Origin of the sequence: Rhizobium sp. N324 (assembly GCF_001664485.1) — a bacterium.
In the GTDB taxonomy this organism is placed as follows: Bacteria; Pseudomonadota; Alphaproteobacteria; order Rhizobiales; family Rhizobiaceae; genus Rhizobium.
Genome location: NZ_CP013632.1, coordinates 1 through 26,029, shown reverse-complemented (window position 1 = coordinate 26,029; position 26,029 = coordinate 1). Strand labels below are relative to the sequence as shown.

The following is a 26,029-nucleotide window of genomic DNA, read 5'->3' as shown; positions in this document are numbered from 1 at the left end:
TTCACGTCTCAGGCGACCAGAAAAATCCCCGGCCGTCTGCATCAGTTTGCCTCACACGTAACGGAATACGCCGATGGCGTAGACCACGGAGAGAGCGAGAGCCCACCAGAGGCTTGATCCCGCGAGACCAAGCCAGGCAAGATGGATAAAGGCGCTGCCGAGCAGCGAAAGGAAAAGCCGGTCACCGCGCGTCGTCTCGAAGCGCAGGATTCCGATCCGCGGATTGCCACCCGGCACGGCATACTCCCACACCCCCATGCCGATCAGCAGCAATACGATGACGATGAAGAAAGCGGCCGTCGGCCAGGTCCACGCCATCCATGAAAAATCGGGAAACGAAAAGCTCATCAAACCCTCCCCAGGGCGAAGCCCTTGGCGATGTAATTGCGCACAAACCAGATCACCAGCGCCCCTGGGATCAAGGTCAGAACACCCGCGGCGGCGAGCAGGCCCCAATCCATGCCGGATGCAGAGACGGTGCGGGTCATGGTGGCGGCGATCGGCTTCGCGTCGGTCGTCGTCAGCGTGCGTGCAATCAGCAACTCGACCCAAGAGAACATGAAGCAGAAGAAGCAGGCGACACCGATGCCGCTCGCAATCAGCGGCGTGAAGATCTTCAGGAAGAACCGCGGAAAGGAGTAGCCATCGATATAGGCCGTCTCGTCGATTTCCTTCGGCACGCCGGACATGAAGCCTTCAAGGATCCAGACCGCCAGCGGTACGTTGAAGAGGCAATGCGCCAAGGCCACGGCGATATGCGTATCGATCAGTCCAAAGGCCGAGTAGAGCTGGAAGAACGGCAGGGCAAAGACGGCAGGCGGCGCCATCCGGTTCGTTAGCAGCCAGAAGAACAGATGCTTGTCGCCGAGGAACCGGTAGCGCGAGAAGGCATAGGCCGCCGGCAGCGCGACCGCCACCGAGATCACCATGTTCATGACGACATAAGTGATCGAATTGATATAGCCGGAATACCACGCCTTCTCCGTGAAGATCGTTACATAATTGGCGATCGTCGGGTTATGAGGATAAAGCGTGAGAGAATTGACGATTTCCGCATTGGTCTTGAAGCTCATGTTGACGAGCCAATAGATCGGCAGCAGCAGCACGATGATATAGATCGTCGGAACCAGCCACCACCAGCGCGATTCCTCGCCGCGCCGGCGCATCAGACGGCTGACTTCATCGGAGGAGAGACCGCTCGCGACACTGGTAACGCCCGGGATGTTTCGGCTCGTTGTCGTTTCGTTGGAGGCGCTCATTTCAATTCTCCGCGTCGTGGCTTGTCATGACGGTGTAGAACACCCACGAAAGCAGCAGGATGATCAGGAAATAGATCAGCGACATTGCAGCGGCCGGACCGAGGTCAAACTGTCCGAGGGCGGTCTTGACCAGATCGATCGACAGGAAAGTGGTCGAGTTGCCCGGACCGCCACCCGTGACGACAAACGGCTCGGTGTAGATCATGAAACTATCCATGAAACGCAGCAGCACGGCGATCAGAAGAACGCGCTTCATCTTCGGCAGCTGGATATAGCGGAACACTGCCCAACGCGACGCACCGTCGATCTTGGCGGCCTGATAGAAAGCATCGGGAATGGAAACGAGGCCGGCATAGCAGAGCAAGACGACGAGGCTCGTCCAGTGCCAGACATCCATGATGATGATCGTCACCCAGGCGTCGAGCGGATCCTGCACGTAGTTGTAATCGATGCCGATGGCATTGACGTAATAGCCGAACAAACCGATGTCGTTGCGGCCGAACACCTGCCAGATCGTGCCGACCACGTTCCACGGGACCAACAGCGGAAGCGCCATCAGAACCAGGCATACCGGCACGCCGATACCTGATTTCGGCATGTTGAGCGCAATGAAGATGCCGAGCGGAATCTCAAGCGCGAGAATGATCAACGAAAAAATCAGGTTTCGCTGCAGGGCGGCCCAGAATCGGTCGGAATGCAGGATTTCGGTAAACCAGTCCGTTCCGTTCCAGAAGAACTGGTTGTTTCCGAAAGTGTCCTGAACGGAATAGTTCACAACCGTCATCAAGGGAATGACAGCCGAGAAAGCCACCAGCACGAGGACCGGCAGGACCAGAAACCAGGCTTTGTTGTTCCAGGTTTTTTCCATGATCAAGCCTCCGGTCCGGCGCGCCAAGAGTCGGCATAAATACTGATACCCGATGGATCGAAGGTCACCCGGGGATCGGCCGGAATTTCCTCGTCCTCAGGAACGACGATCGCGATCGGCTGGCCGGCAAACTGCGCGCGGACGATCTTCTGCCGGCCGATATCTTCCACCTTGCTGACCGTCACAGGCATGCCCTCGCGGCCGACCCGGATAAATTCGGGCCGGATTCCAAGTTCTACCTTGGCCGCTGTCGACGTCTTTGGCGCATAGTTGAGCGTCAGCGCATGCTCGCCGACCCGAACCGTGCTGCCCTCTACCTTGGCCGGCATGAAGTTCATGCCCGGCGAACCGATGAAATAGCCGACGAAGGTATGGCTCGGACGCTCGAAAAGTTCGGCCGGCGTACCGATCTGCACGATCTCGCCGTCATACATCACCACGACTTTGTCGGCGAAGGTCAGCGCCTCCGTCTGGTCATGCGTGACATAGACCATGGTAAAACCGAACTGCTTATGCAGCCGCTTCAGCTGCGATCGCAGCACCCATTTCATATGCGGATCGATAACGGTGAGAGGCTCGTCGAAGAGGATCGCGTTCACATCCGAGCGTACGAGGCCGCGGCCAAGCGAGATCTTCTGCTTTTGGTCCGCCGTCAAGCCGCGCGCGCGCCGCTTGGCCCAGCCGGCAAGATCGATCATCTCGAGGATTTCGCGGACGCGCCGGTCGACATCCGCCTCGGCCACGCCGCGGTTGCGCAGGGGAAAGGCGAGGTTGTCGTAGACCGTCATCGTGTCGTAGATGACCGGGAACTGGAAGACCTGCGCAATATTTCGCTGCTGCGTCGGCAGGTTCGTCACGTCGTGACCGTCGAAGAGAATCCGCCCTTCGGACGGCTGAATAAGGCCGGAAATGATATTGAGCAGCGAGGTCTTGCCGCAGCCTGAAGGGCCGAGCAGCGCATAGGCGCCGCCATCGTTCCATTCGTGATGCACTTCCTTGAGAGCGTAGTCCTTCTCGCTCTTCGGGTTCGGCCCATAGGCATGGCGAATATGATCGAGGGTGATACGTGCCATGATCTTCTCCTAGCCCCTTTGCCTGGCGGTGGTGATCGCCCGGCCGTCCGCGCCGAACGCCATCAGGTGGCGCGTGTCGATGAAAACGGAGATATCCGCGTCCGGCTCGATGTTGTGGATGCCATGCGCAAGCATCACCCAGCGCGTGTCGGCAAATTGCAGATGAACAAAACTTTCCGACCCGGTGATCTCCGAAATCTGTGTTCTTGCCGTCATCCGCGCCGAACCGGCTGTCTGGGCGGTCGGCGCAAGATGATGCGGGTGAAACGCGATCGTTGCCGGCCCGTCCGGCACGTTCTGAAGATGCGGCGGCACGGCAAAAATCAGCGCGCCGTCGCGCAGGAAATTGCCGTCCGATTTGACCAGATCGACAAAATTCAGCGGCGGATCGGCAAAGGTTTTCGCCGTCGTCAGATCGAGCGGATTGCGGTAGACCTCGACCGTCGGGCCGAACTGGGTGATCCGGCCCTCGCTGAGCGCCGCCGTATTGCCGCCCAGCAGCAGGGCTTCGGAGGGTTCGGTCGTCGCATAGACGAAGATCGCGCCGGATTGCGCGAAGACGCGCGGCAATTCTTGCCGCAGTTCCTCACGCAGCTTGTAGTCGAGGTTGGCAAGCGGCTCGTCCATCAAAACAAGGCTTGCATTCTTCACGAGTGCGCGGGCGAGCGCCGTGCGCTGCTGCTGGCCACCGGAGAGGTTAAGCGGCGTGCGATCGAGATAAGGCCCGAGTTTCAAAAGTTCGGCAGCCTTGCGCACCTCCAGATCGATGACCTTGGCGTCCTTGCCGGCAATCCGCAGCGGCGAGGCGATATTCTCGTAGACCGTCAATGCCGGATAATTGATGAACTGCTGGTAGACCATGGCAATGTTGCGCTTCTGGACAGGCATACCTGTCACGTCAGCGCCATCAAAATGGATCGTACCGGTTGTCGGCCGATCAAGGCCGGCCATCAGACGCATCAACGAGGTCTTGCCCGACAATGTCGGCCCAAGCAGAACGTTTAGCGTTCCTCTTTCAAAAACAAGATCGGTCGGGTGGATATGATAGTCTCCTCCCACCATCTTTGCGGCTTTCCGCAGTTCCAGCATTCCCGTTCCCGTGCCTCCACGCAGCGGGGACCACACGCCGCCTTATCCGGCCATCGCCGGCATGGCAGCCATGTACTCCTCCAGTGACTGGGCCTGCTCCTTCGAAAGGCGCAGACCATCCTTTGTTCTCCTCCACAGCACGTCTTCGGCGTGCCGGGCCCATTCATGTTCGACGAGATAGGCGACCTCGGCCTCGTAGAGATCGCCGCCGAACAGCCGTCCGAGGTCTTCGATGCCGCGGGCTTGGCCGAGCAGCGCCTTGGCCCTGGTGCCGTAGCGGCGCACCAGCCGGCGGGCATGCCGATCGGCGAGGAACGGATAGAGCCGCTTCAGATCGGCGACCTGCCCCTCGTAACCCCGGACCGGGAAGTCGCCGCCGGGCAGATGGCTTTTGGCCGTCCACGGGGCGCCCTTGATGCCGATCGCGGCTCCGATCTTCTCCAGCGCATGTTCGGAAAGCCGGCGATAGGTGGTGAGCTTGCCGCCGAAGACGTTGAGCAGCGGCGCGGCATTGCCTTCGCCCTCCAGCTTCAGCACGTAGTCGCGCGTCGCCTCCTGCGCCTTCGAAGCGCCGTCATCATAAAGCGGCCGGACCGCCGAATAGGTCCAGACGATATCCTCCGGCCCGACCGGCTCCTTGAAATATTCCGACGCCGCATTGCACAGATAGACGGTCTCCTCCTCGGAGATCCTCACATCCTTGGGATCGGCGGTGTAATCCCGGTCGGTGGTGCCGATCAGGGTGAAGTCGCCCTCATAGGGAATGGCGAAGATGATGCGATTATCGGGATTCTGAAAGAAATAGGCACGCGGATCGTCGAACTTCTTCTTCACGATAATATGGCTGCCCTGGACGAGGCGGACATGGCGAGCCTCGTTCTGGCCGAAGGCGGAGCGGATGACATGATCGACCCAGGGACCGGCCGCATTGACCAGCATGCGGGCCCGATGGCTGTCATTGCGGCCGGTGACCGTATCGGTGGTCTCGATGTGCCACAGACCATTTTCGCGCCTTGCCGACACCACTTTGGTGCGCGGCATGATGGTCGCCCCCTTGTCGGCGGCGTCGCGGGCGTTCAGCACCACCATGCGGGCATCGTCGACCCAGCCGTCGGAATATTCGAAAGCCTTTGAGAATAGCGCCTTCAGCGGCTTGCCGGCCGGATCGCGGCGCATGTCGAGCACTGAGGTCGCCGGCAGCAGCTTGCGGCCGCCGAGATGGTCGTAAAGGAAGAGGCCGAGCCGGATCAGCCAAGCCGGACGGATGCCGCCCTTGTGATAAGGCAGCACGAAGCGCATCGGCCAGATGATGTGCGGCGCCATCGCCCAGAGGATCTCGCGCTCCATCAGCGATTCGCGCACCAGGCGGAACTCGTAATGCTCGAGATAGCGCAGGCCGCCATGAATGAGCTTGGTGGCGCCCGACGAGGTGCCCGAAGCGAAGTCGTTCATCTCCGCCAGCGCCACGGAATAGCCGCGCCCGACGGCATCGCGCGCAATGCCGCAGCCGTTGATGCCGCCGCCAATGACGAATATGTCGTAAATCTCCCGGCCCAATATCCCCTCCGAGCCCACTGCGGATTTCGCATCGCACAAAACTTGCGCGATTGCGAAAGTGAAGGCAGTTAAAACGAAAGAGATACGAATGTCAAACGAATGTTTGCGCGGACCGGCGGGCCTAACCCGATCTTCCGTTCGTTTCGATCAGCTTCACATTGTTTTCGAGGCAGAGATTGCGGATCGACGGCACCGGACAGTGGTCGGTGATGAAGGTATGAACCTGGGAAAGCTGGCCGATCCGGACCGGCGCGGTGCGTTCGAACTTGGTGGAATCGGCAACGAGAATGACATGCCGGGCATTGGCGATGATCGCCTGGGCGACCTTGACCTCGCGAAAATCATAGTCGAGAAGCGCGCCGTCCATGTCGATCGCCGACGCGCCGATCACCGCGTAATCGACCTTGAACTGACGGATGAAATCGACGGCCGCTTCGCCGACGATCCCGCCGTCAGAGCCGCGCACGACGCCACCGGCGATCACCACCTCGATTGCCGGCAGCAAGCGTAACCTATTGGCAACGTTGATATTGTTAGTGATCACCATCAACTCGTGATGGTTGGCGAGCGCCTCGCCAACCGCCTCGGTCGTCGTGCCGATGTTAATGAAGAGCGAGGCTCCGCTGGGGATCAGCTCGACCGCAGCCATGCCGATCGCCTGTTTCTCGGAAGCGGCGATCTGGCGGCGCGCCTCGTATTTGACGTTCTCGGTGCCGCTCGGGAATGTGGCGCCGCCATGGATGCGCGTCAGCACCTGCGCATCGCAGAGATCATTCAGATCCTTGCGGATCGTCTGCGGCGTCACCGAAAAGCGGGAGGCGAGCTCTTCGACCAGAACCCTGCCGCTCGATTTCGCAATCGCCACGATTTCAGTCTGTCGGTCGGTCAAGAACATCGGCGCGCCTTTCGATCTGCTTTCGTTTTAAAGAAAGCGAACGCTTGCGCAATGGCTATCTGTAACTGGTATCGCTTCGTTCGTTTTCACTGACCACCGGAAATTCTGGTCGTGCGAGGCTCCGACTTCTCGACCGCCAGCAAAATTCAACCCTGTCAGGGTGCAAAACGCCTTCGGGATCGCGAGGATATGAAGAGGCGAGGCGAAGGACGCCGCTGTCGTGCAGCGTCCACCCCTTACGCAGCTTTTGAAATACGAATGCCGCGGGCGGACTCGACTACGACCCGCAGCCGGTCCGGCTCTTTCACTCCTTGACGATAGAGCTGCACGAGAATGGCGGCGATGCGCTCGCCCTCCTCGGACGTCGGCTCCACTCCCGCTTCTGAAGCGACGATGTCGAAGACGCTTTGGCAGATACGCAGGTCGGCAGCGCCGAAGTAATCTGGCTTATCGGAATCGAATGCTTTCATCGTTTTCCGCAGGCGACGCTGCAAGCGTCGCCTGCGCCTCTACGATCGACGCTTACGCGACCTGCTTCTCACCTTCGATCTGCAGCGGCACCTGTGTCGGCGCGCCATCGCCAATGGCGATCTTGCGTGGCTTCATCGCCTCCGGAATCTCGCGCTTGAGCGCGATGTGCAGCAGACCGTTCTTCAGCGAAGCGTTTTCCACGCTCACATGATCCGCAAGCTCGAAGCGGCGCTCGAAGCCCCGCGTGGCGATACCGCGGTGCAAGTATTCCGCTTTGGCGTCATCGGCTTTACCGCCCTTGACGACAAGCACGTTGCGTTCCTGCGTAATGTCGAGATCGCCATCCTCGAAGCCGGCGACCGCCATGACAATGCGGTACTCGTTGTCACCGACCTTCAGAATGTCGTAGGGCGGCCAGGCCTCGACGGCCTGTAGGCGCTGCGGATTGTTGAGCAGCGAAAAAACACGATCGAAGCCAATGCTGGACCGATAGAGCGGTGCAAAGTCAAACTCGGTTCTCATGACCAAAACCTCCTAGAAGCGAGATGGAAGGAACGCGGCGGAAACCTGCGTCCCCGGCTTTCGGCCCCCTTCTGGGCTGCCGACGGCTTCGATTTGGTTTTCAATATTTTTGGTTTCAAGATCGCCTTCAAAAAATTTTTCGAGTTGGTGTGTTGGACCCAACAAGCACCTCTTAAAGGCTGAAAACGGAGCAACGATCTTCACAGCAACGTCAGTAGTTTCACCACCGATGAACGTTTTGGCAGACACGAAAATCGCGGTTAGAGTGGCGCTGGAGCGAGGCAGTCGCCCAACTGCGCATGGCGCGGAGCCGGCAATGCCGTGGCCGTTGACGGGGCTTCGCCCCGACCCCATCTATGTGCGGATGGCCAAAGACAAGAAGAATGACGCTTCTGCCCTCGTGGAAAGGTGGGCGCTACGGCCCGCGGCCACCCTGGGGTCTTCAGTGCGCGCCAAGGGAATCCTCTTGGAAATCCGTGCGCGCCTCCCGTCGTCTGTCCGAAAATCGCTCGACATCAGCGGGAGGGTATTAACGTTGTCGATGCCTGGAAGCTCGGAGAGCGAGTTCCGTCGTGCCTCGGCAGTCATCGCGAAGTCGCTCAATGGCATCGAAAACCTGCCGGTGATCCCGCGCGAAATCGAGGACATCCTCGCGATCTCAACGGCCGAGAGGCGTCGCTGGCTGGAGGACGGTCGTTTACCCAGCGCCGGGACGCGGACGGTCAAACTTCGCGGCCGCGCCAGGCAGATCACCTTCCACGTCTTCGAAGCGCGGATGGTTGAGGAACTGCTCGACCGGGGCGCTGCCGAAGAGTGGCGTGAAGAGGACGCCACGGCTGCCGCGGAGAACAGGCGGAGGGCGGCCTACAGGGCGAAGCTGACGCGTTCACTAAAGAAGGACGGCAAGGCGACTGCGGCGTCGCGAGACGTCACCGAAGACGTGGAGGCTGACCTGCGGGGTTGGGAGGAGTTTGGACGGGACGGGCTGCTCCGCTAGGTCTGGTATCACAGGGCGACGCAGTGGCTCGAACTGCCCTGGAGCGCGGTGGCGAGGCCGATGCCCTGCCCCAAACGAAAAAAGGCCGGGGCGAAACCGCACCGACCTTCCTCATCCCGCTATCTCCTGGTGCCAGTACATCCGTGGTCAAAAGTAAGAAGCGGGTGCGACAGCGCGAGCGGCAGAAATTCTGCGCTCCTCAGCAATGCCGACCAGCAGTATATAAGTGGACAAGGTCTTCCTTTCAAGGCGCCGCTCTCTCCCCGCTCCTTCGCCCGGAACTATTCCGACGGATCGACATTCCCCTTGTCGAGAGTGAGCCGTGTCAACCGGACGCGACAGGGATGGTGAACCCAGCGATTTTTCCGGTTTCTCGCTGGGGCCAACGAAATGGCAGACGAGCACCCCCACCTGTCCGGCTCGCTCACCCGTGGAGTTCGAAATGATGGCGCAGGGCTCGACGATCGATAGCCAGCCATGTTGCCGCGCCTGGTTCGACGCTCTCGATCCTGTGTTGCCCGCCGAAATGATCGGCCTTTGGCGTGGTGTCGGAATCCCGTCTGGGCATCCGCTTGATGGCGTGCTGGAAAACCTTCAATGGTTTGGCAAGCGCTTTCATGCCGATCTCAGTGCAGACGCGCTGCTCTTCCAGTGGAAGCCCGGTCGCCTTGTTCCGTTAGACCCTGCCCTGATCCCGATCAGAATGACGATCCTGTTTGCCCCATTTGGCCGAACGTTCGTCGCTCGCAACTGGCTCTCCTACATGCAGAAGGTTTTCCGCGCACGCGGAACGACGGCGTCCTTCAAACTTCGGATGATCGATGGCGGAGAAACAGCCGCCATGGTCTATGATCGCCGGCCGATCGTCGACTATTTCCGCTGGATTAAAGACGATGAACTCGCCGGGATGATGGTCGTCGAGGGCGATGAGCGACGATACTTTTTCCGGCTACAAAGGGTCGACGTGCCAACGCGGAATGGATCTTCTTGAAGAAGAAGCACCCCTTCCTCGAGACACCAGGCGGCCGTTACATCGTCGTGCGCGGCCGGCTGTGGCGGAAGGCGAACCCTGACCTTCCGAAGGCGTGACGCAGCGCCTGGTGTCTACGCTTGTGTCGGCTTCCCGGGCGGGAAGATCTGGTGGGCAGACCTGATCACCTTTTCAGGCGAATTTGCCTCTATCGCTTCCGCATCACATTGACGACGAGCACACCGAGGATCGCCATGACGCCGCCGACTGCGCCAAGTGCCGTCGGCGTCTCACCCAGCCACAGGAAACCGATCAGCGTGGCGACCGGCGGGACGCCATAGAGAAAGTTCGAAGCGCGGGCTGCCGTCAGCCGCTTCAGCGCGATCGCCCAGGTGAGGTAGCCGATCGCCGTCGGGAAGATGACCAGATAGGCAACGCCCCAGTTCACTTCCGCCGGGGCGGCGGCCAGCGCCTGGATTGTCGCCGGCACAGCCGGAAGCAGCGGCACGGAACCGATTAGCAGGATCCAGGCGGTGACGGCAAGCGCCGGCATCCGGCCGAGCAACGGCTTCTGCAGCACGCTGGCGATCGCCGAGCAAAGGGCTGCGCCGAGGATGAGAATGGCATTCGGATCGAGTTTGAAGCCGCCGTCGGAGGCAACCGCAATCAGCGCTACGCCGCTGAAGGACACCACTGTGCCCGCCCAGCCCCAGCGGCCGAAGCGCTCGCCGAGCGCGAAGGTGGCGATGAGGGCGGTAAAGACCGGCATGGTGTTGATGATGAAGCTCGCCGGCCCTGCCGCAACGGTCTGCTCACCGGTGTTCAAGAGAACCGCGTAAGCGGCAATGAAAAGCACCGCGGCGACGGAGAGGCGGACGACATCGCGTTTTTCCGGCAACGGCCGATAGCTCACGAGGTAGACCAGTGCGATGGCGCCGGCTGCCACATAACGCGCTGTCGCCAGCTCGATCGGCGTCAGCGGCCCGAGGCAGATGCGGATCACCACGAAGGAGGATGCCCAGAAGAGGATAGTGACGACGATCGCCGCAAAGGCCACCATATCGAACCTGCCCTGCTCCTTGGCCGAAACCGGTGCGCTTGCCGCCATGCTCATTGTCGCCTCCATTTGTGCTTTTGCTTAAGGATTAAGCCGACGATGCGTGCTTGAAAAGCATCGCAATCGATGATCAAATGTGCCTATGGTTCACAGCTCACCGGTGCTGCCACCGCTCGATACCCTCGAAACCTTTGCCCGCGCCGCCCGGCTCGGATCGTTTTCCGCCGCGGCCGAGGAAAGCGGCATTACCCATGGCGCGGTGTCGCGGCAAGTCTCGCGCCTCGAGCGCTGGATGGGGGTGCGCCTGTTTGCCCGCGAAGCCAGAGGCGTGCGCCTGACGCCGGAGGGCATGCGGTTTTTCGCGCGGGCGGAGGAAGCGCTTTCGCTGCTCGGCAATAGCGGCGAGCGCTGGCTGCCTCGCCGCAACAAGGCGGTGGTGCGCCTGTCGGTGACGCCCTCCGTCGCCTCCTTATGGCTGTTTCAGCGTCTGGCGAAGCTTGAAGGAAACGAGCTGCATGTCGAGGTGACGCTCGAACACCGGCTGGCGGATTTCGGCGAAGGCACCGAGCTTGCCATCCGCTGCGGCAAGGGACCGTGGGCCGGCGTACGCGCCCTGCCGCTCTGGCAGGAGAAATCCTTTCCGATCGCCGCCCCGGCGCTCGCAGACCGGCTCGGCGAGCGCTCCGACGCTCTTTCGCTGCTCGACCTGCCGATCCTGCACGATTCCAATATCGAAGGCTGGCGCCGCTGGCTTGCCCGCGAGGGCATCGACTATACGCCGCGCGGCCACGATCGCCGCTTCGAGGATTACAATCTGGTGATCGATGCCTGTGCCCAAGGGCTGGGCATCGCGCTCGCCCGGCCGCCGCTATCGGACGCGGCGCTCGCCGCCGGGCGCGTCGTCGCCGTCTCGGATCGGACACTCGATTATCATGTGGCCTTTCATCTGATCCGACCGGACGATGCGCTCAGAAGTCCTGCCATCGAATTTGCCGGCCGCTTCCTGCGCGAGGCCGGCCATGACGAGGCGACGATCGCCGCCTTTATCGCACCCGGCCGGGCAAAAACGTAAGCGGAAGATGCCCGTCGGCGCTTCGGCCATCGCCCTTCGTTACTCTGCCGGAAACTGCGGGCGCATTTCTTTGGCCAGTTCGAAACCAGCGGCCCGGTAGACCGGCTCACCGGCGTCCGAAGCGTGGATGACGGCGGTCGTGCAGCCGCTGCTCTTCCCGGATGACCTCCGGAAACGGCGATTGATGCAGCTGGCAGGATGCGGAACCGGCGATTTCACCGTCGACGACGGCAAGGAACGAGGTCAGACGCCGCTCCGCGCGCCCGGTTCTGATGAAAGACAGATCCACGCCGCCGCATCGGGCCTGTAATGTTCCGACAACGTGCCGTAGCTGTCCCAGATCTTCAGATAATGCCCCACCAGGATATCGTCCTCGCCGGGCGTTGCCATTCGAATATCCATCTGTCGTGACCGGCCGGGGCATGTTGCGGCGTGAAACGCCCTTCGGATGGGTGGCGCCCCTGCCGCGTCGCGGCAGGGGCGCCAAAGGCATATCAATTGTCGGCTGTCAGCGTCATCGATGCACTACCGGCCGCGACGTTCAGGCCAAGCTGGCCGGTCAGGCTGACTGTCTGCAGATGGATCGAGCCGGAGGTGCCGCCAACCAGGAGATTGGCGCCGACACCGGCGCCGAGCGTCGCCTCGGCGGTGGCGCCGACATAGAGGCCGGCGAGCGATCCGCGGTGATAACCGGCCGTCGGCGCGAACACGGCCCAGATCAGGCGGCTGCGCGTGGTGAAGCCAAGGTCGATGCCGAGTTTTCTCACTTCGCCGGTATAACGATCCGAAAGCTCATTGCCGACGGTCGACTGGAAGATGCAATCGGCCTCCTTGGAGGAACCGAGCACATAACCCGTACCGCCGCCGATATCGCAGGTGAGATAACCGATCTTGACGCCATTGCGCAGGTCCGGCTCTTCATATGTCTTGGTGACCGGGTCGGCGGCGTTGACCGCCCCAGCGCCGACCAGCGTCAAAGATACCGCGGCGAACGCCGTCGCAAGAATTTTCTTCATAAGTCTCTCCTTCTCAAATCGTGACGGGAGCATACCCGGCTACTCGCCACCAGATTCGGCAACAGATAACGGACGGAACCGCAAAACGATCCGACCCGGCACCTTTTTCGCATCGCATGTCAAAGCGCATGGGAGGCGCAAGCGACAAACAAGTTTACGGTTCAGCCCCCAATGGGACATTTCGAAGGCACTAATTCGCGCCATCCGGTTATTTCAAGATGTTGTCAGGAATGGTTGCCGGAAAAGCACGATCTTGACGTCACCTCTGTGCCGGCGGCATTCATGCGGAGGGGCATGCGGATGTCGTCAATGCCGACCGCAACCGGGACGAACCGTGCGCGGTGAGACGTCAAACACGGCAACAAAGAAAAACCCGGCGATGTGTTCGCCGGGTTTTTATACTTGACCTGTCCGCGCTATACTCTTCGCATAAAGCGCATGACGAGCGACACCACGAACAGCACCAGGAAAATGAAGAACAGAACCTGGGCAATGGAAGCTGAAGCTCCTGCTATACCGCCAAATCCGAGGACGCCGGCTATCAAGGCCACAACGAGAAACACCAGAGCGTAATAAAGCATCGCAATCTCCTTTTACGTTGCTGCTCACATAACGGAGGCGCCCGCCATTTGGTTCCCTGTCCCTCTCAAAGCCGGCGGAAACGACGTCACATCGGCCTTGTTCAGCCGAAATGAAAGGCGCCGCTGAACGTCCGGTCGCCTTCATTCGGCTCGGGAGGTTCGGCGGCATCGAGATAGGCCTTGAGCGGCCCGGTCAGGACGAACCAGATGCTTGCCCCCAGCATGAAACAAGCTCCCGCCGGATCGTCGATTCGGGCAATGAAGGGAAGGCAGGCGGAGGAAAATAGGACGATGATCCGCACCGACCACTCCGCCTCACGTTTGGCGATGGCACGCGCTCTCAGCGACTTGTATTCCCGGGCGCCATAACCGCCTCCCGGCGCCTTCACCGCCGAAAGCAGTTTTCGCGCGGACGGCAGCGCCAGCATGATCAGCGCCGCAACACCGAGCGCGAAAGGTTTGCCGGCCAGGACCTGCCCACTCGCGATCAGGAGAAAGGAGAGCACGACGAGATTCCACGTCGGCTCCAGCAGTTCCGGCGGTTGCCGCGTGCGGAGATGCCAGCTCCGCAGCAAGCCCGCCGCACCGTGCAGTAGCGGCTGATCGATATAGCGATTGATCCAGTCCATGCTGTTGCGCCCGTCCCCGATTGCATGAAGAGGGCTCCGAACACCACGGAATTTGGTCATCATCGTGGCAACAGCCACCGAATCCGCCCCTCACGCGCAGGATGCGGCCCGCCAAGGCCTTCGATGCAACGTTTGGCGCAGCGCCTGCGCGACCTCCCGGCCTCGACGGCAGGCTCTTTGCTGGTCACTTCGACGCCGACGGTTTCGACATGCCGCACAAAAATAATCGTCAGCTCCTGAGACCCGGCGCCTCGTGGCCGGTGCGCGCCACATATTCCGTGTAGCCGCCGCCATATTGATGGATGCCGTCAGGCGTCAGCTCCAGCACCCGGTTGGAGAGTGCGGCGAGGAAATGCCGGTCGTGCGAGACGAACAGCATCGTGCCCTCATATTGCGACAGCGCCTTAATCAGCATCTCCTTGGTGTCGAGGTCGAGATGGTTCGTCGGCTCGTCGAGCACCAGCAGGTTCGGCGGGTCGAACAGCATCATCGCCATGACCAGCCGCGCCTTCTCGCCGCCGGAGAGCACGCGGCACCGCTTCTCAACATCGTCGCCGGAGAAGCCGAAACATCCGGCGAGCGCCCGCAAAGGCCCCTGCCCCGCCTGGGGAAACCGGTCTTCCAGCGATTGGAAGACGGTGTGCTCGCCGTCGAGAATATCCATGGCATGCTGGGCGAAATAGCCCATCTTGACGCTGGCGCCGAGAGCGACGCTGCCTTCATCAGGCTCGGCGGTACCCGTCACCAGCTTCAGCAGTGTCGACTTGCCGGCGCCGTTGATGCCCATGATGCACCAGCGTTCCCGGCGCCGCACCATGAAATCCAGCCCTTCATAGATGCTTCGGCTGCCGTATTTCTTGTGCACGTTCTTCAGGCTGACCACGTCCTCGCCGGATCGCGGCGCCGGCTGGAATTCGAAGGAAACTGATTGACGGCGCTTGGGCGGCTCCACCCGGTCGATCTTCTCCAGCTTCTTGACGCGGCTCTGCACCTGCGAGGCGTGCGAGGCGCGCGCCTTGAACCGCTCGATGAACTTGATTTCCTTGGCGAGCATTGCCTGCTGGCGTTCGAACTGGGCCTGCTGCTGCTTTTCGTTCTGCGCCCGCTGCTGCTCGTAGAATTCGTAATCGCCCGAATAGGTCGTCAATGTGCCGCCGTCGATCTCGATGATCTTGGTGATGATGCGGTTCATGAACTCGCGGTCGTGCGAGGTCATCAGCAGCGCGCCTTCATAACCCTTCAGGAACTCCTCCAGCCAGATCAGGCTTTCGAGATCCAGATGGTTGCTCGGCTCGTCGAGCAGCATGACATCGGGGCGCATGAGCAGGATGCGGGCGAGCGCCACGCGCATCTTCCAACCGCCAGACAGCGCGCCGACATCGGCGTCCATCATCTCCTGGCTGAAGCTCAGACCGGCGAGCACTTCGCGGGCACGCCCTTCGAGCGCGTAACCGTCCAGCTCTTCGTAGCGCGCCTGCACTTCGCCATAACGCTCGATGATCCCCTCCATATCGTCGGCCTGCTCGGGATCGGCCATGGCCGCCTCGAGCTCACGCAATTGCTCGGCAACGACGCTGACCGGGCCGGCGCCGTTCATGACCTCGGCGACGGCGCTGTGGCCCGCCATCTCGCCGACATCCTGGTTGAAGTAACCGATGGTGACGCCCTTCTCACAGGAGACCTGCCCTTCGTCGGGCTGTTCCTCACCGTTGATCATCCGGAAGATCGTCGTCTTGCCGGCGCCGTTCGGGCCGACGAGACCGATCTTTTCGCCTCTGTTGAGCGCTGCGGATGCCTCGATGAAGAGGATGCGGTGGCTGAGCTGCTTGCTGATATTCTCGATACGAATCATGGTGTGCGTGGGAGCCTGGGAAAGAGATTTTGGCGCGCTTATGCCATGCGGGGAAATCGGGGGATAGTCCCGTTTCGGACCCTCTCGATCTGCACGTTTGATTTGGATAATATTGCGGCTCGCGCCAACGGAGACCTGTGCCAATGAGCGTTCGTCCGCCGCAGTCCTTCAGACAATCCGAGCAAGACAGAAACGGCTTCAACGTCCTCGAATACGAGCTGATGTCGGAACGCGCCGATGCGCTCGGGCGTCACGGACTGAAGGTGGAGACAGCACTTGCCGCGCTCAAGGCCTGGACCGCTGACCGCCAGAGTGCCGGAGAACGCGAGACCCTTCTCAATGCAGCCTCCGACGCCGTCTGGGCCTTCTTCATCCAGCGAGAGATCTGCGGGCTGCGGAACAACCGCGACGCCATTCAGCGCTACGGCATCCCGAATGAAGTGATCGCGAGATTGGGCGCGATGCGGAAATAACGCGCAGTGACGGGAGGCCTCCCCGTACCTATTGAGTGGAAACCAACGGCGCGGAAAGATATGGCTTTGGTGCCGAACCAGGCGAAAGGGAATAGTGATGTCAGGCTTAATCCGGATTGGCAACCAGCATCTCACCGTCAACGTCTCCTCACTCGGCGCCGAGATGCAGGCGCTCACCACCCGCGACGGAGGCTCGTGGCTGTGGACGGGGGATGCAGCCTTCTGGAGCGGCCGGTCGCCGATCCTCTTTCCGATCGTCGGCAAGGCGCCGGACGACAAGGTAGCAATCGACGGCACGATCTATCCGATGGCTCAGCATGGTTTTGCCCGCCGCAGCGAATTCGCGCTTGCCGCATCCACCGCGACGATGTGCCGATACGAGTTGCTCGCCTCGCCGGCCACCCAGGCGGTTTACCCATTCGACTTTCAGCTGGCGATGACCCATGCGATCGAGGGCCGCGCGCTTAGGGTGACGGCAGAGGTCACCAACCGCGATCAGCGGGCGATGCCGTTCGGCCTCGGATTCCATTCGGCCTTTGCCTGGCCGCTACCGGGTGCTGCCGGGCGCGCCCATGTCGTTGCTCTCGACAATAAGGGCGAGCCGCCGCTCGTACGGCTGCAGGGTGGCCTGATCAATCCCGCGCCGCTGCCCTCGCCATTCGAGGCCGGTCGGCTGGTGCTCGATCACGCAATGTTCGAGCAGGATGCGATGATCTTTCCCAGTGGGGCGGGCGAAGGCTTAACGTATGCCGCCGAAGGCGGGCCGACCATGCAGTTCCGGTTCGAAAATCTGCCCAATCTTGCCCTGTGGACCAAACCGGGCGCGCCCTTCCTCTGCATCGAGCCTTGGCATGGAACGGCCGCGGAAGCGGGACGTTCGAGCGAGCTTTCGAAGCGGCCATCGACGACGGTCCTGGCACCGGGCGCGGTCGCTCGCTTCGCCTTTACCGTCGAGATTTTACAATAGAAGGCCGCGCGCCCAACAGAGCGCGAGGCTTTTCTCCGGCGCAGTTTTTGCAACTGTCGGCGACGCCGGCGCCAGCCCGCCGCGTCTGAGTGAGCAGCAGGGCGACGGCAGCAATGTCAAGAACCACGCCGATGACGACGAAGGTATCGACGAAACCGCGTGAACGCCCTCAGTTCGGCGGCGCGCCCAGCGCATGCAGGATGCCGCGCAGTTCGGCGAGGCCGCGCATGCGGCCTATGGCCGGGTAGCCGGGAGTGACGGTCTTATCGAGATCGTCGAGCATGCGGTGGCCATGGTCGGAGCGGAAGACGATGGTGTCTTCGCCACTGCGGCGCTTATCTTCCGCCACCAGTTCCCTGAGCACCGCGACCATGTCGACGTCTCCCTCCAGGTGGGCGCTTTCATGGAAGGTCCGGCCGTCGCCCTCGCGTGTCGTGGCGCGCAGATGGGCGAAGTGGATGCGCGAGGCGAAGCGCCGAGCGATCGCCGGCAGGTCGTTCTCGGCGCGCACGCCGAGGCTGCCGGTGCAGTAACACATGCCGTTCGCCGGCGACGGCACCGCATCGAAGAGAGCAGCATAATCATCGGCCGTCGAGGCGATGCGGGGAAGGCCGAACAACGAACGCGGCGGATCATCCGGATGCAGCGTCAGCTTGACGCCGCGGGCTTCGGCAGCCGGCGTCACCGCCTCCAGGAATTCGATCAGATGCCGGCGCAGCCTTGCGGCGTCGATACCGCTATAGGCGACCAGCTTTTCCCGGAAGGCCGGGATGGTCAGAGGCTCGGTGGTCGAACCGGGCAAAGCCGAGGTGATGATCCGGGTGATCTCGGCGATCTCCTCTTCCGACATCGCCTCGAAGACGAGACGGGCCCGTTCGCGGTCTTCCGCGGAATATTGCTGGGCGGCATCCGGCCGTTCCAGAACGAAGAGGTCGAAGGCCGCGAAGCGCTCGTGATCGAAGCGCATGGCGGTGGCGCCGGTCGGCGTCACGAAATCGAGTTCGGTGCGGGTCCAGTCGACCACCGGCATGAAATTGTAGCAGACGATCGGAATGCCGCAGGCGGCGACCGCTTCGAGACTGGCGATCCACGCCTCGATTTCGGCCCTCGCCTCCCCGCCTTTGCGCTTGACCGCGTCGGGAATCGGGATGCTCTCGACCACCGACCAGACGAGGGCCGACCGGTCGCCAGGCGTCGTCTCGATCAGCGACTGGCGCTCGCGCACTTCCTTTTCCGTCCATGCCCTGCCGATCGGCACCTGATGCAGCGAAGAGACGATATTCGTCGCGCCCGTCTGGCGGACCTCATCCAGCGTCACCGGCGCTTCCGGTCCGAACCATCTCCAACCTTGCCGCATGCTTCTTCCTTCCCTTGTTTTTTCGGTTCATGTCCCTGCCGTCAGCAGAAATAATCGGGGTAACGCGAGCGCAGCTCGTCGACATCGGGAATGACGGCGCTCAGATGATGGATCATCGCATCACGTGCAGCCACCGCATCATGGGCGGCGAGCGCATCGCGAATGATCATATGTTCGTGCACCACATTGTCCATCCGCCCGAGCACCGGCAGTGTCAGCCGCCGCGCCCGGTCGATCTGCACCTTGACCGTCTTCAGGATCACCCAGATTCCGGGATATCCCGATATTTGTGCGATCGCCTCGTGAAAGCTCTCGTCTTCTTCATGGAAGCTCGCGGCATTGCCGGTCGCGGCGTGCGATCGCTGACGGGTGATAATGGCATCGAGACGGGCGATGTCGGCAGCGGTGGCGAGCCGCGCAGCGGTCTCGACCGTCGTGCCTTCGAGCGCCTTGCGCACGACGACCGCCTCGGGAATCGCGGAAACCGGCACGCGCGACACGACGGTGCCCGACTGCGGGTAAATGTCGACCAGTCCGCCTTCGGAAAGCCTGAGCAGCGCCTCACGCACCGGCGTGCGGCTGACGCCAAAATCGTCGGCGATGCGTTTTTCCTGCAGTGCCATGCCAGGTGGCATCCGCAGCGAGACGATATTGGCATGCAACCGCTCATAAATGGCGCCGGCCGTGGTGACCCGCCGCAGCCTGCCGCCGATTGCTGGCGATGGGACGACCAAAACTTCGGTTTCTGATGCCTGCGGCATAACGATACCAGGAGAGTGCGACTATTTGGCATACTAATATACCAGCTGTCTCGACTTGCCAACATGTGCCGGCGAGGTTCCACGATGCTCTTTGTTTGGAACTTAGATCGGCCGGGTTGGTTGAAATCCCCGAGGAGACGCTCATGAAAAACCCAGCACGACGCAAGACAAGCGAAACCAAGGCGGACAAGGCTCGGCCGGAATTTCCATCTACGGGCCGACTGAAGAGAGCTCGCCAGGCCGCAAACGAAACCGATAGGCAAAGCGGCGGGTTGCCGGCAGCCATCCGCGAGGAGGAAATTCGAAAAAGGGCATATTCTCTATGGGAAAAGCAAGGCAGGCCGAAAGGCCAGCACCGGCATCACTGGACCTTGGCCGAGCATGAACTCGATGCGCAGAGCGAGGCCGGCAATCCTGTAAATCTCGCGGCACTGCGAGAGGCCTCGCGCGAACATACCGATGCATTCCTCGTCAAAACGGATTTGGAAGATGCCGACCAGCGCGAAGCCTCCCCCGGCACGCGCGAGCAGAGCTGAACTACCGCCTCGAGCAAACTTCAGGAAAGGTCTCGACATGGCCGACAAACAAAGCTTGAACGCCGGCTTCACGGGAACACCGGCCGAGCCGCCGGAAGGGTTGACCAAAGCCGCGAAATTGGCCGCCGATGGAATGAAGCGCGAGGCCTATGCGGTCGCTTCCGGCGTCAGGGATCACCCGCATACTGCAAGCGCATTGTTGCTCGCCACCGGCATTCTGGCATTCGGCTTCGGCTATCTCCTCGGTCAATCGTCGCCCGAAAATACGACACGCCGGTATTGGCGCTAGCGGTGTCACTTTAACAGCGGCGACGCCATATAAGCCGGTGGTCTCCATGCGGCCTATCGCATCATCTCCGTCAACGCTTCGCAGCCTGTCGATCCTCGAGCGTGATGTTGCGCTCAGCCAGCCTATGCAACGATAAGTTCGACGACCAAAGCTACACCTCAGACGTGTCGATGGCTGAATCTGACCTTTTCCCGCATTCCGCCATTTCATAGAACTGCGTCCATCCATAGATCCTGTTGCTGGAATACCACGACAGTTAAAGCCATAGATTGCGCGCAATCCCCCGCTTGACAGGCGTGATTACGATCCTTAGCGAGACGACATAAGCATGGTCAGGATCGGCAAGTGAAATACCTCAGACAACTGAAGATAGCAGTGCTCTATCCCGAAAATGGGGCGGGAAGCGCACGCGATCGGAATAACCGCATCGCGGTCTTTCTCTTTGCAATCCTTCCCGGACTTTCGCCGAACTTCAACTTGTTCATCCTTCTCGGATCGATGGTGTGGGGCCTCTACTGTCTGGCGACGGGCGGCCTGACCTTGAGCCTGTCGAAATCCGACCGGCTGGTCGCAATTGGCATGACGATCTACCCGCTGGTGATGATCGCGAGCATCTTCGTCAATCCACCCTACTCCGAAGAACTGAGCTGGATATTCCGGCTGCTGCCTTTCTTTTCGGTGTGGCTGTTATTGCCGCGAATGCGCCTGTCGCCCGATGGCCGCCTCGTGCCGCTGTTTATCCTCGGCGCAGGTATCGGCATGATCGTTACCTTTCTTTTCAGTCTGCTGCAGATCATGTTCCTGATGGAGAGGGCAGAGGCCGGGACCTCGAACGCTGCACTGCTGGGCATCATAGGCGTCCTTTTCGGCGGTATTGCGCTTCTCAACGTCCAGTCGCCAAAGAGTGTCGAGCAACGAATTGCCATCTTGGGATATGCGGCCGGTCTGGGCTGCGTCCTGCTTTCGGGAACGCGCTCGGCCTGGCTGGTCATTCCCGTGCATATCGTCATTTTTCTCTGGTATTTCCGCAAACACAGTTTCCATCTGAGTTTGCGCAGCCTCGCTATCACCGGCTCTTTGCTGTTTGCGGGACTTATCGCCCTAGGCAGCGGTCAAATCCTTCATCGCATCGAAGCGCTGCAGCAAAATATGGTATCGCTCGAACGCAGCGACGGCGAGGTTACATCACTCAGCGCACGCATCGCCCTTTACAAAGGCGCGGTATCGGCGATCAGCAAGGACCCGTTGACGGGTTATGGTCCGCAAAACCGAATGGCGTCGGTGTTGGCAGAGCTACCCGATAATCTAAGGCCGCAGCTGACCTATTCGCATGTTCACAACGGTTTTCTGACTGCGGGGATCGACGCCGGCATTTTCGGCATTGCAGCGCTTTCGCTGATGCTCGCTACGCCTATGATCGGCGCCTGGAGAAAGGAAGCCGGGCCGGGCCGGGATCTGGCCCTTGCGCTCGCTCTCCTGCTCGTCACCAGCTACGTCATAACGGGCAGCCTCGGCATCATGTTCAATCAGAAGGCCCTGGATCCGATCTTCGCTTATCTCGTCGCCCTTATTTGCGTGGATCGCGGCAGCACAGGCTTTGCGCCCGTCGTCCGAAACTGATGCGTGTCTCCCGGAGAGGTGCAGCGGTTCTAGCGTAACACAAAAACAATACGCTTTGACGTCTGTGATTGTTCAGGCGGCCGTATTGGTTTCGATGCCGGTGAAAGCCAGATCCGAGACCTCGCCCGTTGACGAATAGCCGGAAACGAGCTCAGCCAATGTTGCACGGGCAGCGATCATATCGTTCCGATCCAATGCCGCATTGAGCGCGTTGAGCTTTTTCATAAGCTCCGGCCAGGACAGCAAATCCTCACGCGCCTTCATGATCCGGGGATGTTCGGTTGTCTCAGGATTGTCGCCGATCAGCAGTTCTTCATAGAGCTTCTCGCCGGGCCTGAGACCGGTCACGGAAAGCTCGATATCCCCTTCGGGACTGTTCTCGTCGCGCACGGTCAGCCCGGACAGCTCCACCATTTTGCGGGCGAGATCGGCAATGCGAACGGGTTCTCCCATATCGAGCAGGAAAACATCGCCGCCCTCACCCATCGCGCCGGCCTGGATGACCAGCTGCGAGGCTTCCGAAATGGTCATGAAATAGCGGGTGATCTCACGATGCGTCAGCGTAACGGGGCCGCCTTCCCTGATCTGCTGCCGGAACAGCGGCACGACGGATCCGGAGGAGCCGAGGACGTTTCCGAAGCGGACCATGGAAAAATTCGTCCGCAGTCTGTCGGTCGTCGATTCTGCTGCGAGCGCCTGCAGAACCATCTCCGCCAGCCTCTTGCTGGCACCCATCACATTTGTCGGACGCACGGCCTTATCCGTGCTGATCAGCACGAAATTCGAGACGCCGTATTTATGCGCCGCGCGGGCCGCGACAAGCGTCCCCATGACGTTGTTCTTGATGCCTTCGACGGCATTGTGTTCGACAAGCGGCACATGTTTGTAGGCGGCGGCATGATAAAGCGTCTGCGGTCGCCAGCTCTGGATGATATGCTCCATGCGATCCTGATCGCGGACGGAACAGAGGATTGGAACGATCTGCAGATTTTCATGCTCGTAGAGTTCGGCCAGCTTCCGCAATTCGGCATCGATATTATAAAGCGCAAACTCGTTCTGATCGAGGAGGATCAGGCTGGAAGGCGCGTTGCGCAAAATCTGACGGCATAACTCGCCGCCGATCGAGCCGCCGGCGCCGGTGACCATCACCACCTTGTTGCGCATCGCCTTGTCGAGCAGCTCCTGGCGCGGCGCGACCGCTTCCCGTCCCAGCAGATCTTCGATCTCCAGCTCACGAATGTCGGAAACGGCGATCCGCCCCTGAGCAAGCGCCGTGAGATCCGGCAATGTGCGCACATTCACCCTGGCCTTGCGGATATGCTCCAGGATTTCGTTGCGCCGCTGCCGGGAGGCAGATGGCAGCGCAAGAAGCACATTGTGCACGCCAAGGGCTTCGACAAGCACCGGAAGATCCGACGGGTCATAGATCGGCAAGCCGCCCATGACGCCGCCCTTGAGACGCGGATCGTCATCCAGATAGCCGACGACGTTGAGTTCGGCGCTGTTCGTCAGGGCAGCCGCCAATTGCCGCCCGGCCTTGCCTGCCCCGTAGATCAGCACCTTCGCGAGCATATTCTTGTGAAGGATACGCTGGTAGGCATCCCCGAGCCAATAGCGGATACCCAACCGCGACAGCCCGATCCCGATCAACAGCAGGAAGGGCTGGAGAATGCCGACGGTTCTCGGGACACCGGGCACGCTGAGAGCGGTAAATATCGTCATGAAGGCGAAGCCGTAGATCGCAATCGCCTTTAACACAGTGATGAACGCGGCCAGATTGGCATAACGGAAGATCGCCCGATACATGCCCATCACGATGAAGATGGGAAGCGCCATGCACAGCGAAACGAACACCGGCAACCACTGCACGCCGGTCAAAACCGTCAATTCATTGAGCCGGAAGCAATAGGCCAACCAGATGGTCAGAACACAAAAGCTGGAATCCACCAGTAAAGCCAGAGCGCGTTTTGCAACCCGCGGCATCGCCAGCAAAGGGGCGACGAGCGCTTGCATCGGCACCAACAACCATCCGGAGCGCGATGTCTCAGAGGGAGAATTTTCGGGCATTGCTTACCAGCGTCTCGCAGATCAACAGACAACCACCTTCTTGTCGCTTTCTGCAACGAGCGCAACTGAAATAATCGGAAATCAAGGTCTTCCGCACCGGCTTATCTATCAGAAGTAGGTGGTTTAATGCCGTATTCCCTTGCGGCGGATTACCTTCTCCGCGGTCAGAAACAAGATGCGCATGTCGAAGCCGAATGAACGCCGCTTCAGATATTCGACGTCGAATTTCACCTTCTCCGGAACAGGCAACTCGTCGCGGCCGTTGATCTGCGCCCAACCCGTCAATCCGGGCAGAAGCTTGTTGACGCCGTGGGCCGTCCGCAACTCGATCAGATCATCCTGATTGTAGAGCGCCGGCCGTGGGCCAACGAAGCTCATCTTGCCCCCCAGAATACACCAGAGTTGCGGCAGTTCGTCGAGGCTCGATTTGCGCAGAAACGAGCCGATGGGTGTCAAGAACCGATCCGGATTGTCTAGCAGATGCGTGGCGACCGTTGGCGTGTCGACGCGCATGCTGCGGAATTTCGGCATCAGGAAGATCTGGTTGAAACGGCCGACACGTTTTGACCAATAAAGGATTGGTCCCGGCGAGGTAAGGCGGACGCAAAGAGCGACGGTGAGGATTGGGACGAGCAGGATCGCGGACGCTATCAAAGCCAGAAAAACATCCACCGTCCGTTTCAAACCCATGCTTCGCTCTTCTATGCTTACCGGCGGTTTCGCCTTTGCGCCGTCGCCCTTGCCGTATCGTTAAAAAGCCTTTCGCGTCAACTGCGACACATCGTGATTCACCCGACATATTGGCTGCCCGGCCTCTATCGCTTGGCGGCACGCCCTCGCCCATGAGAATTGGCCATGCGAGATTCGTCGATTTGGCAGCCGAATCCGTGATGGCTGGCTCCTGCCGCAAGCCAAGGCGGCGCCGGCAGCAATGATTTCGAACCCAGCCTGACTGAAAGCGTAATTTGCGGATTTCACCGTTCGATACCAGACGGCGACTATCCACAATCTCGCTTTCACTTCCACTCGTAGGACTTAAACGAGCGGTACGGCCGCTCCGCCACCAAGGCAGAAAGATCGTCGATCGTCGACAGATTCTGCAAAGCATCCGCCTCATCATTAAAATCGATAAACACCATCAGCATTGACCGAGCCACCGGTTGGCCCTTCTTGCGGTAGGAAAAATTGACAGCGCAGTGGGGGTATTGGGCGTCCACTGCGCGCGCAGAGGCGCTACCGCCTCCGGCGCGGTTATCAATCCCGCCGGCCAATGCCACGAACTGACCAAGAGCGAAAAACCGGTCGATTGCGGAAAAAGCCGTGGACTGCGATATCTGATGGTTGGACGAGGTTTCAGCCGAGCGGCCGTAATAGATGCTGTCCGTCAGCCCTTTGCGCCGTTTCGTCTCGTAGACGATGAGGCCGCCCGCCGCCACTAACTCCAGGCGAACCTTAAAAGTCTGAAATCGTTCACGATGCCTATCGAGTTCCGCAAACAAGACCCTCAGGTCGGCAATGTAGTCCGCGTATAGAGCAACGTTCATGGAGCCTCACCCGTGGATCTCATCTTAAGTTCGGGCTTCCTAACACACGCGCGTCGAACGCAACACGTCTTTCCAGGGTGGAAGCAGAGCGGTTATTCGCAAATTCACAGGCAAAACACCCGTTGCCATCGCTCGGAGATCATCGGTCTGGACCGCGGCCGCGGCTGTATCGAGATTTTTGACAAGGGCCTGCTCGTCACGCTGCGTGGTAGACTGGCTGGCTCGAGGTCGAGACCTGGATCAAGTTCGCCCGTTGCAAAGGGGCTCCGCCGCGTCCGCGGCCAAGGCAAGGATGTTGGTCCGGACGGCCTCAACGACCAGGAAGTAACGCGCCTCGTCAAGAAGGTGCTGGCCGCGGTATCCGCGGCGACCTGTTCGCGGCATGCGCAGCCATCTAACACCATGATCTAAAAGCAAGAAGCTCCCAACCAGAAGTTATCTCCGCTTTCATTTCCGTCACATTTTGTTAACCATATATGTTGCGCCGGCAGGCTGCCCAGCGAACCT

General features: G+C 60.5%; 29 protein-coding genes and 1 pseudogene. 9 read left to right on the top strand and 21 right to left on the bottom strand.

Translation table 11 applies throughout. The features are described from left to right. Window positions 1-51: 51 nt before the first annotated feature. The 10 genes from AMK05_RS23885 to AMK05_RS34730 form a co-directional block, all read right to left on the bottom strand. The gene (locus AMK05_RS23885; protein ID WP_064841801.1) at window positions 52-348 is read right to left on the bottom strand and encodes a DUF2160 domain-containing protein; all 297 of its coding nucleotides are present in this window, start codon (window positions 346-348) and stop codon (window positions 52-54) included. Continuing rightward, entirely contained in the window at window positions 348-1,259 is a 912-nt protein-coding gene (locus AMK05_RS23880; protein WP_064841800.1) for a carbohydrate ABC transporter permease, read from the bottom strand. Before AMK05_RS23880 ends, AMK05_RS23885 begins: the two co-directional genes overlap by 1 nt. 1 nt (window position 1,260) lies before the next feature. Next, window positions 1,261-2,127 carry a carbohydrate ABC transporter permease gene (locus tag AMK05_RS23875; RefSeq protein ID WP_049733239.1) on the bottom strand — a complete coding sequence of 289 codons (867 nt, stop codon included), beginning with the start codon at window positions 2,125-2,127 and terminating at the stop codon, window positions 1,261-1,263. Between the two features lie 2 nt (window positions 2,128-2,129). Next, window positions 2,130-3,200 carry an ABC transporter ATP-binding protein gene (locus AMK05_RS23870; RefSeq protein WP_064841799.1) on the bottom strand — a complete coding sequence of 357 codons (1,071 nt, stop codon included), beginning with the start codon at window positions 3,198-3,200 and terminating at the stop codon, window positions 2,130-2,132. A gap of 9 nt (window positions 3,201-3,209) precedes the next feature. Continuing rightward, window positions 3,210-4,289 carry an ABC transporter ATP-binding protein gene (locus tag AMK05_RS23865; protein ID WP_064841798.1) on the bottom strand — a complete coding sequence of 360 codons (1,080 nt, stop codon included), beginning with the start codon at window positions 4,287-4,289 and terminating at the stop codon, window positions 3,210-3,212. A gap of 42 nt (window positions 4,290-4,331) precedes the next feature. Next, complete coding sequence (gene glpD / locus AMK05_RS23860; RefSeq protein ID WP_064841797.1) at window positions 4,332-5,846, bottom strand: glycerol-3-phosphate dehydrogenase; 1,515 nt, start codon at window positions 5,844-5,846, stop codon at window positions 4,332-4,334. Between the two features lie 121 nt (window positions 5,847-5,967). Continuing rightward, on the bottom strand, window positions 5,968-6,741 hold the full coding sequence (locus AMK05_RS23855) for a DeoR/GlpR family DNA-binding transcription regulator (protein WP_064841796.1): 774 nt from the start codon (window positions 6,739-6,741) through the stop codon (window positions 5,968-5,970). 236 nt (window positions 6,742-6,977) lie between these two features. Continuing rightward, a complete protein-coding gene (locus AMK05_RS23850; RefSeq protein WP_064841795.1) occupies window positions 6,978-7,211 on the bottom strand; it encodes a hypothetical protein in 234 nt (77 codons plus the stop codon). Window positions 7,212-7,263: 52 nt separating this feature from the next. Beyond that, complete coding sequence (locus AMK05_RS23845; RefSeq protein ID WP_064841794.1) at window positions 7,264-7,734, bottom strand: Hsp20 family protein; 471 nt, start codon at window positions 7,732-7,734, stop codon at window positions 7,264-7,266. Between the two features lie 12 nt (window positions 7,735-7,746). Next, window positions 7,747-7,983: a hypothetical protein gene (locus AMK05_RS34730; protein WP_143535308.1), complete on the bottom strand. Its 237-nt coding sequence runs from the start codon at window positions 7,981-7,983 to the stop codon at window positions 7,747-7,749. A gap of 115 nt (window positions 7,984-8,098) precedes the next feature. Between AMK05_RS34730 and AMK05_RS23840 the strand changes: the two genes are divergently transcribed. Continuing rightward, window positions 8,099-8,731, top strand: coding sequence for a hypothetical protein (locus tag AMK05_RS23840; RefSeq protein WP_064842264.1), 633 nt, complete (start codon window positions 8,099-8,101; stop codon window positions 8,729-8,731). A 442-nt stretch (window positions 8,732-9,173) separates the two neighbouring features. After that, window positions 9,174-9,722, top strand: a complete 549-nt coding sequence (locus AMK05_RS23835) for a GXWXG domain-containing protein (protein WP_064841793.1) — start codon at window positions 9,174-9,176, stop codon at window positions 9,720-9,722. Window positions 9,723-9,909: 187 nt separating this feature from the next. On the opposite strand, the gene AMK05_RS23830 is transcribed toward AMK05_RS23835, so the two are convergent. Then, entirely contained in the window at window positions 9,910-10,827 is a 918-nt protein-coding gene (locus tag AMK05_RS23830; RefSeq protein WP_171899848.1) for a DMT family transporter, read from the bottom strand. A 73-nt stretch (window positions 10,828-10,900) separates the two neighbouring features. Between AMK05_RS23830 and AMK05_RS23825 the strand changes: the two genes are divergently transcribed. Further along, a complete protein-coding gene (locus AMK05_RS23825; RefSeq protein WP_064841792.1) occupies window positions 10,901-11,830 on the top strand; it encodes a LysR family transcriptional regulator in 930 nt (309 codons plus the stop codon). A gap of 39 nt (window positions 11,831-11,869) precedes the next feature. Here AMK05_RS23825 and AMK05_RS33565 read toward each other — a convergent pair. The 5 genes and pseudogenes from AMK05_RS33565 to AMK05_RS23800 all read right to left on the bottom strand — a co-directional run bounded on the left by AMK05_RS33565 (window position 11,870) and on the right by AMK05_RS23800 (window position 15,908). Next, window positions 11,870-12,232 (bottom strand): annotated as a pseudogene (locus tag AMK05_RS33565) (GNAT family N-acetyltransferase). A gap of 92 nt (window positions 12,233-12,324) precedes the next feature. Then, window positions 12,325-12,846: a DUF992 domain-containing protein gene (locus AMK05_RS23815; RefSeq protein ID WP_064841790.1), complete on the bottom strand. Its 522-nt coding sequence runs from the start codon at window positions 12,844-12,846 to the stop codon at window positions 12,325-12,327. A gap of 416 nt (window positions 12,847-13,262) precedes the next feature. After that, window positions 13,263-13,427, bottom strand: coding sequence for a DUF1328 domain-containing protein (locus AMK05_RS23810; protein ID WP_003571841.1), 165 nt, complete (start codon window positions 13,425-13,427; stop codon window positions 13,263-13,265). A gap of 101 nt (window positions 13,428-13,528) precedes the next feature. Beyond that, entirely contained in the window at window positions 13,529-14,119 is a 591-nt protein-coding gene (locus tag AMK05_RS23805; protein WP_064841789.1) for a hypothetical protein, read from the bottom strand. Between the two features lie 166 nt (window positions 14,120-14,285). Then, window positions 14,286-15,908 (bottom strand): ABC-F family ATP-binding cassette domain-containing protein, encoded by a 1,623-nt coding sequence (locus AMK05_RS23800; protein ID WP_064841788.1) that lies wholly within the window; start codon window positions 15,906-15,908, stop codon window positions 14,286-14,288. Between the two features lie 143 nt (window positions 15,909-16,051). Here AMK05_RS23800 and AMK05_RS23795 point away from each other — a divergent pair, with 143 nt between their 5' ends. After that, window positions 16,052-16,381 carry a DUF6665 family protein gene (locus AMK05_RS23795; protein WP_064841787.1) on the top strand — a complete coding sequence of 110 codons (330 nt, stop codon included), beginning with the start codon at window positions 16,052-16,054 and terminating at the stop codon, window positions 16,379-16,381. Window positions 16,382-16,478: 97 nt separating this feature from the next. Then, window positions 16,479-17,348: an aldose 1-epimerase family protein gene (locus AMK05_RS23790; RefSeq protein WP_064841786.1), complete on the top strand. Its 870-nt coding sequence runs from the start codon at window positions 16,479-16,481 to the stop codon at window positions 17,346-17,348. Window positions 17,349-17,517: 169 nt separating this feature from the next. On the opposite strand, the gene uxuA is transcribed toward AMK05_RS23790, so the two are convergent. Both uxuA and AMK05_RS23780 read right to left on the bottom strand, forming a co-directional pair. Continuing rightward, a complete protein-coding gene (gene uxuA / locus AMK05_RS23785) occupies window positions 17,518-18,705 on the bottom strand; it encodes a mannonate dehydratase (RefSeq protein ID WP_064841785.1) in 1,188 nt (395 codons plus the stop codon). 41 nt (window positions 18,706-18,746) lie between these two features. Beyond that, window positions 18,747-19,466 (bottom strand): GntR family transcriptional regulator, encoded by a 720-nt coding sequence (locus AMK05_RS23780; protein WP_064841784.1) that lies wholly within the window; start codon window positions 19,464-19,466, stop codon window positions 18,747-18,749. Between the two features lie 143 nt (window positions 19,467-19,609). Here AMK05_RS23780 and AMK05_RS23775 point away from each other — a divergent pair, with 143 nt between their 5' ends. The 3 genes from AMK05_RS23775 to AMK05_RS23765 all read left to right on the top strand — a co-directional run bounded on the left by AMK05_RS23775 (window position 19,610) and on the right by AMK05_RS23765 (window position 21,911). Then, window positions 19,610-20,002 (top strand): DUF2934 domain-containing protein, encoded by a 393-nt coding sequence (locus tag AMK05_RS23775; protein WP_064841783.1) that lies wholly within the window; start codon window positions 19,610-19,612, stop codon window positions 20,000-20,002. A gap of 37 nt (window positions 20,003-20,039) precedes the next feature. Continuing rightward, window positions 20,040-20,291 carry a hypothetical protein gene (locus AMK05_RS23770; protein ID WP_064841782.1) on the top strand — a complete coding sequence of 84 codons (252 nt, stop codon included), beginning with the start codon at window positions 20,040-20,042 and terminating at the stop codon, window positions 20,289-20,291. A 345-nt stretch (window positions 20,292-20,636) separates the two neighbouring features. Next, complete coding sequence (locus AMK05_RS23765) at window positions 20,637-21,911, top strand: O-antigen ligase family protein (protein ID WP_064841781.1); 1,275 nt, start codon at window positions 20,637-20,639, stop codon at window positions 21,909-21,911. 72 nt (window positions 21,912-21,983) lie between these two features. On the opposite strand, the gene AMK05_RS23760 is transcribed toward AMK05_RS23765, so the two are convergent. From AMK05_RS23760 to AMK05_RS23750, 3 genes are all read right to left on the bottom strand, one after another. Continuing rightward, the gene (locus tag AMK05_RS23760; RefSeq protein ID WP_064841780.1) at window positions 21,984-23,978 is read right to left on the bottom strand and encodes a polysaccharide biosynthesis protein; all 1,995 of its coding nucleotides are present in this window, start codon (window positions 23,976-23,978) and stop codon (window positions 21,984-21,986) included. A 123-nt stretch (window positions 23,979-24,101) separates the two neighbouring features. Further along, entirely contained in the window at window positions 24,102-24,668 is a 567-nt protein-coding gene (locus tag AMK05_RS23755) for a sugar transferase (RefSeq protein ID WP_064841779.1), read from the bottom strand. A 326-nt stretch (window positions 24,669-24,994) separates the two neighbouring features. Continuing rightward, window positions 24,995-25,522 (bottom strand): hypothetical protein, encoded by a 528-nt coding sequence (locus AMK05_RS23750; protein WP_064841778.1) that lies wholly within the window; start codon window positions 25,520-25,522, stop codon window positions 24,995-24,997. A gap of 12 nt (window positions 25,523-25,534) precedes the next feature. Between AMK05_RS23750 and AMK05_RS36240 the strand changes: the two genes are divergently transcribed. Continuing rightward, complete coding sequence (locus AMK05_RS36240; protein WP_442966269.1) at window positions 25,535-25,933, top strand: hypothetical protein; 399 nt, start codon at window positions 25,535-25,537, stop codon at window positions 25,931-25,933. Window positions 25,934-26,029: the final 96 nt, after the last annotated feature.

Coding starts and splice junctions, on each gene's coding strand:
- AMK05_RS23810 (WP_003571841.1), bottom strand. CDS start 13,427: ATGCTTTATTACGCTCTGGTGTTTCTCGTTGTGGCCTTGATAGCCGGC.
- AMK05_RS23825 (WP_064841792.1), top strand. CDS start 10,901: ATGGTTCACAGCTCACCGGTGCTGCCACCGCTCGATACCCTCGAAACC.
- uxuA (WP_064841785.1), bottom strand. CDS start 18,705: ATGCGGCAAGGTTGGAGATGGTTCGGACCGGAAGCGCCGGTGACGCTG.
- AMK05_RS23885 (WP_064841801.1), bottom strand. CDS start 348: ATGAGCTTTTCGTTTCCCGATTTTTCATGGATGGCGTGGACCTGGCCG.
- AMK05_RS23775 (WP_064841783.1), top strand. CDS start 19,610: ATGAAAAACCCAGCACGACGCAAGACAAGCGAAACCAAGGCGGACAAG.
- AMK05_RS23815 (WP_064841790.1), bottom strand. CDS start 12,846: ATGAAGAAAATTCTTGCGACGGCGTTCGCCGCGGTATCTTTGACGCTG.
- AMK05_RS23805 (WP_064841789.1), bottom strand. CDS start 14,119: ATGATGACCAAATTCCGTGGTGTTCGGAGCCCTCTTCATGCAATCGGG.
- AMK05_RS23845 (WP_064841794.1), bottom strand. CDS start 7,734: ATGAGAACCGAGTTTGACTTTGCACCGCTCTATCGGTCCAGCATTGGC.
- AMK05_RS23875 (WP_049733239.1), bottom strand. CDS start 2,127: ATGGAAAAAACCTGGAACAACAAAGCCTGGTTTCTGGTCCTGCCGGTC.
- AMK05_RS23760 (WP_064841780.1), bottom strand. CDS start 23,978: ATGCCCGAAAATTCTCCCTCTGAGACATCGCGCTCCGGATGGTTGTTG.
- AMK05_RS23750 (WP_064841778.1), bottom strand. CDS start 25,522: ATGAACGTTGCTCTATACGCGGACTACATTGCCGACCTGAGGGTCTTG.
- AMK05_RS23795 (WP_064841787.1), top strand. CDS start 16,052: ATGAGCGTTCGTCCGCCGCAGTCCTTCAGACAATCCGAGCAAGACAGA.
- AMK05_RS23850 (WP_064841795.1), bottom strand. CDS start 7,211: ATGAAAGCATTCGATTCCGATAAGCCAGATTACTTCGGCGCTGCCGAC.
- AMK05_RS23880 (WP_064841800.1), bottom strand. CDS start 1,259: ATGAGCGCCTCCAACGAAACGACAACGAGCCGAAACATCCCGGGCGTT.
- AMK05_RS23770 (WP_064841782.1), top strand. CDS start 20,040: ATGGCCGACAAACAAAGCTTGAACGCCGGCTTCACGGGAACACCGGCC.
- AMK05_RS23800 (WP_064841788.1), bottom strand. CDS start 15,908: ATGATTCGTATCGAGAATATCAGCAAGCAGCTCAGCCACCGCATCCTC.
- AMK05_RS23855 (WP_064841796.1), bottom strand. CDS start 6,741: ATGTTCTTGACCGACCGACAGACTGAAATCGTGGCGATTGCGAAATCG.
- AMK05_RS23840 (WP_064842264.1), top strand. CDS start 8,099: ATGGCCAAAGACAAGAAGAATGACGCTTCTGCCCTCGTGGAAAGGTGG.
- AMK05_RS23780 (WP_064841784.1), bottom strand. CDS start 19,466: ATGCCGCAGGCATCAGAAACCGAAGTTTTGGTCGTCCCATCGCCAGCA.
- AMK05_RS23830 (WP_171899848.1), bottom strand. CDS start 10,827: ATGGAGGCGACAATGAGCATGGCGGCAAGCGCACCGGTTTCGGCCAAG.
- AMK05_RS23865 (WP_064841798.1), bottom strand. CDS start 4,289: ATGCTGGAACTGCGGAAAGCCGCAAAGATGGTGGGAGGAGACTATCAT.
- AMK05_RS23790 (WP_064841786.1), top strand. CDS start 16,479: ATGTCAGGCTTAATCCGGATTGGCAACCAGCATCTCACCGTCAACGTC.
- AMK05_RS23755 (WP_064841779.1), bottom strand. CDS start 24,668: ATGGGTTTGAAACGGACGGTGGATGTTTTTCTGGCTTTGATAGCGTCC.
- AMK05_RS23835 (WP_064841793.1), top strand. CDS start 9,174: ATGATGGCGCAGGGCTCGACGATCGATAGCCAGCCATGTTGCCGCGCC.
- AMK05_RS23870 (WP_064841799.1), bottom strand. CDS start 3,200: ATGGCACGTATCACCCTCGATCATATTCGCCATGCCTATGGGCCGAAC.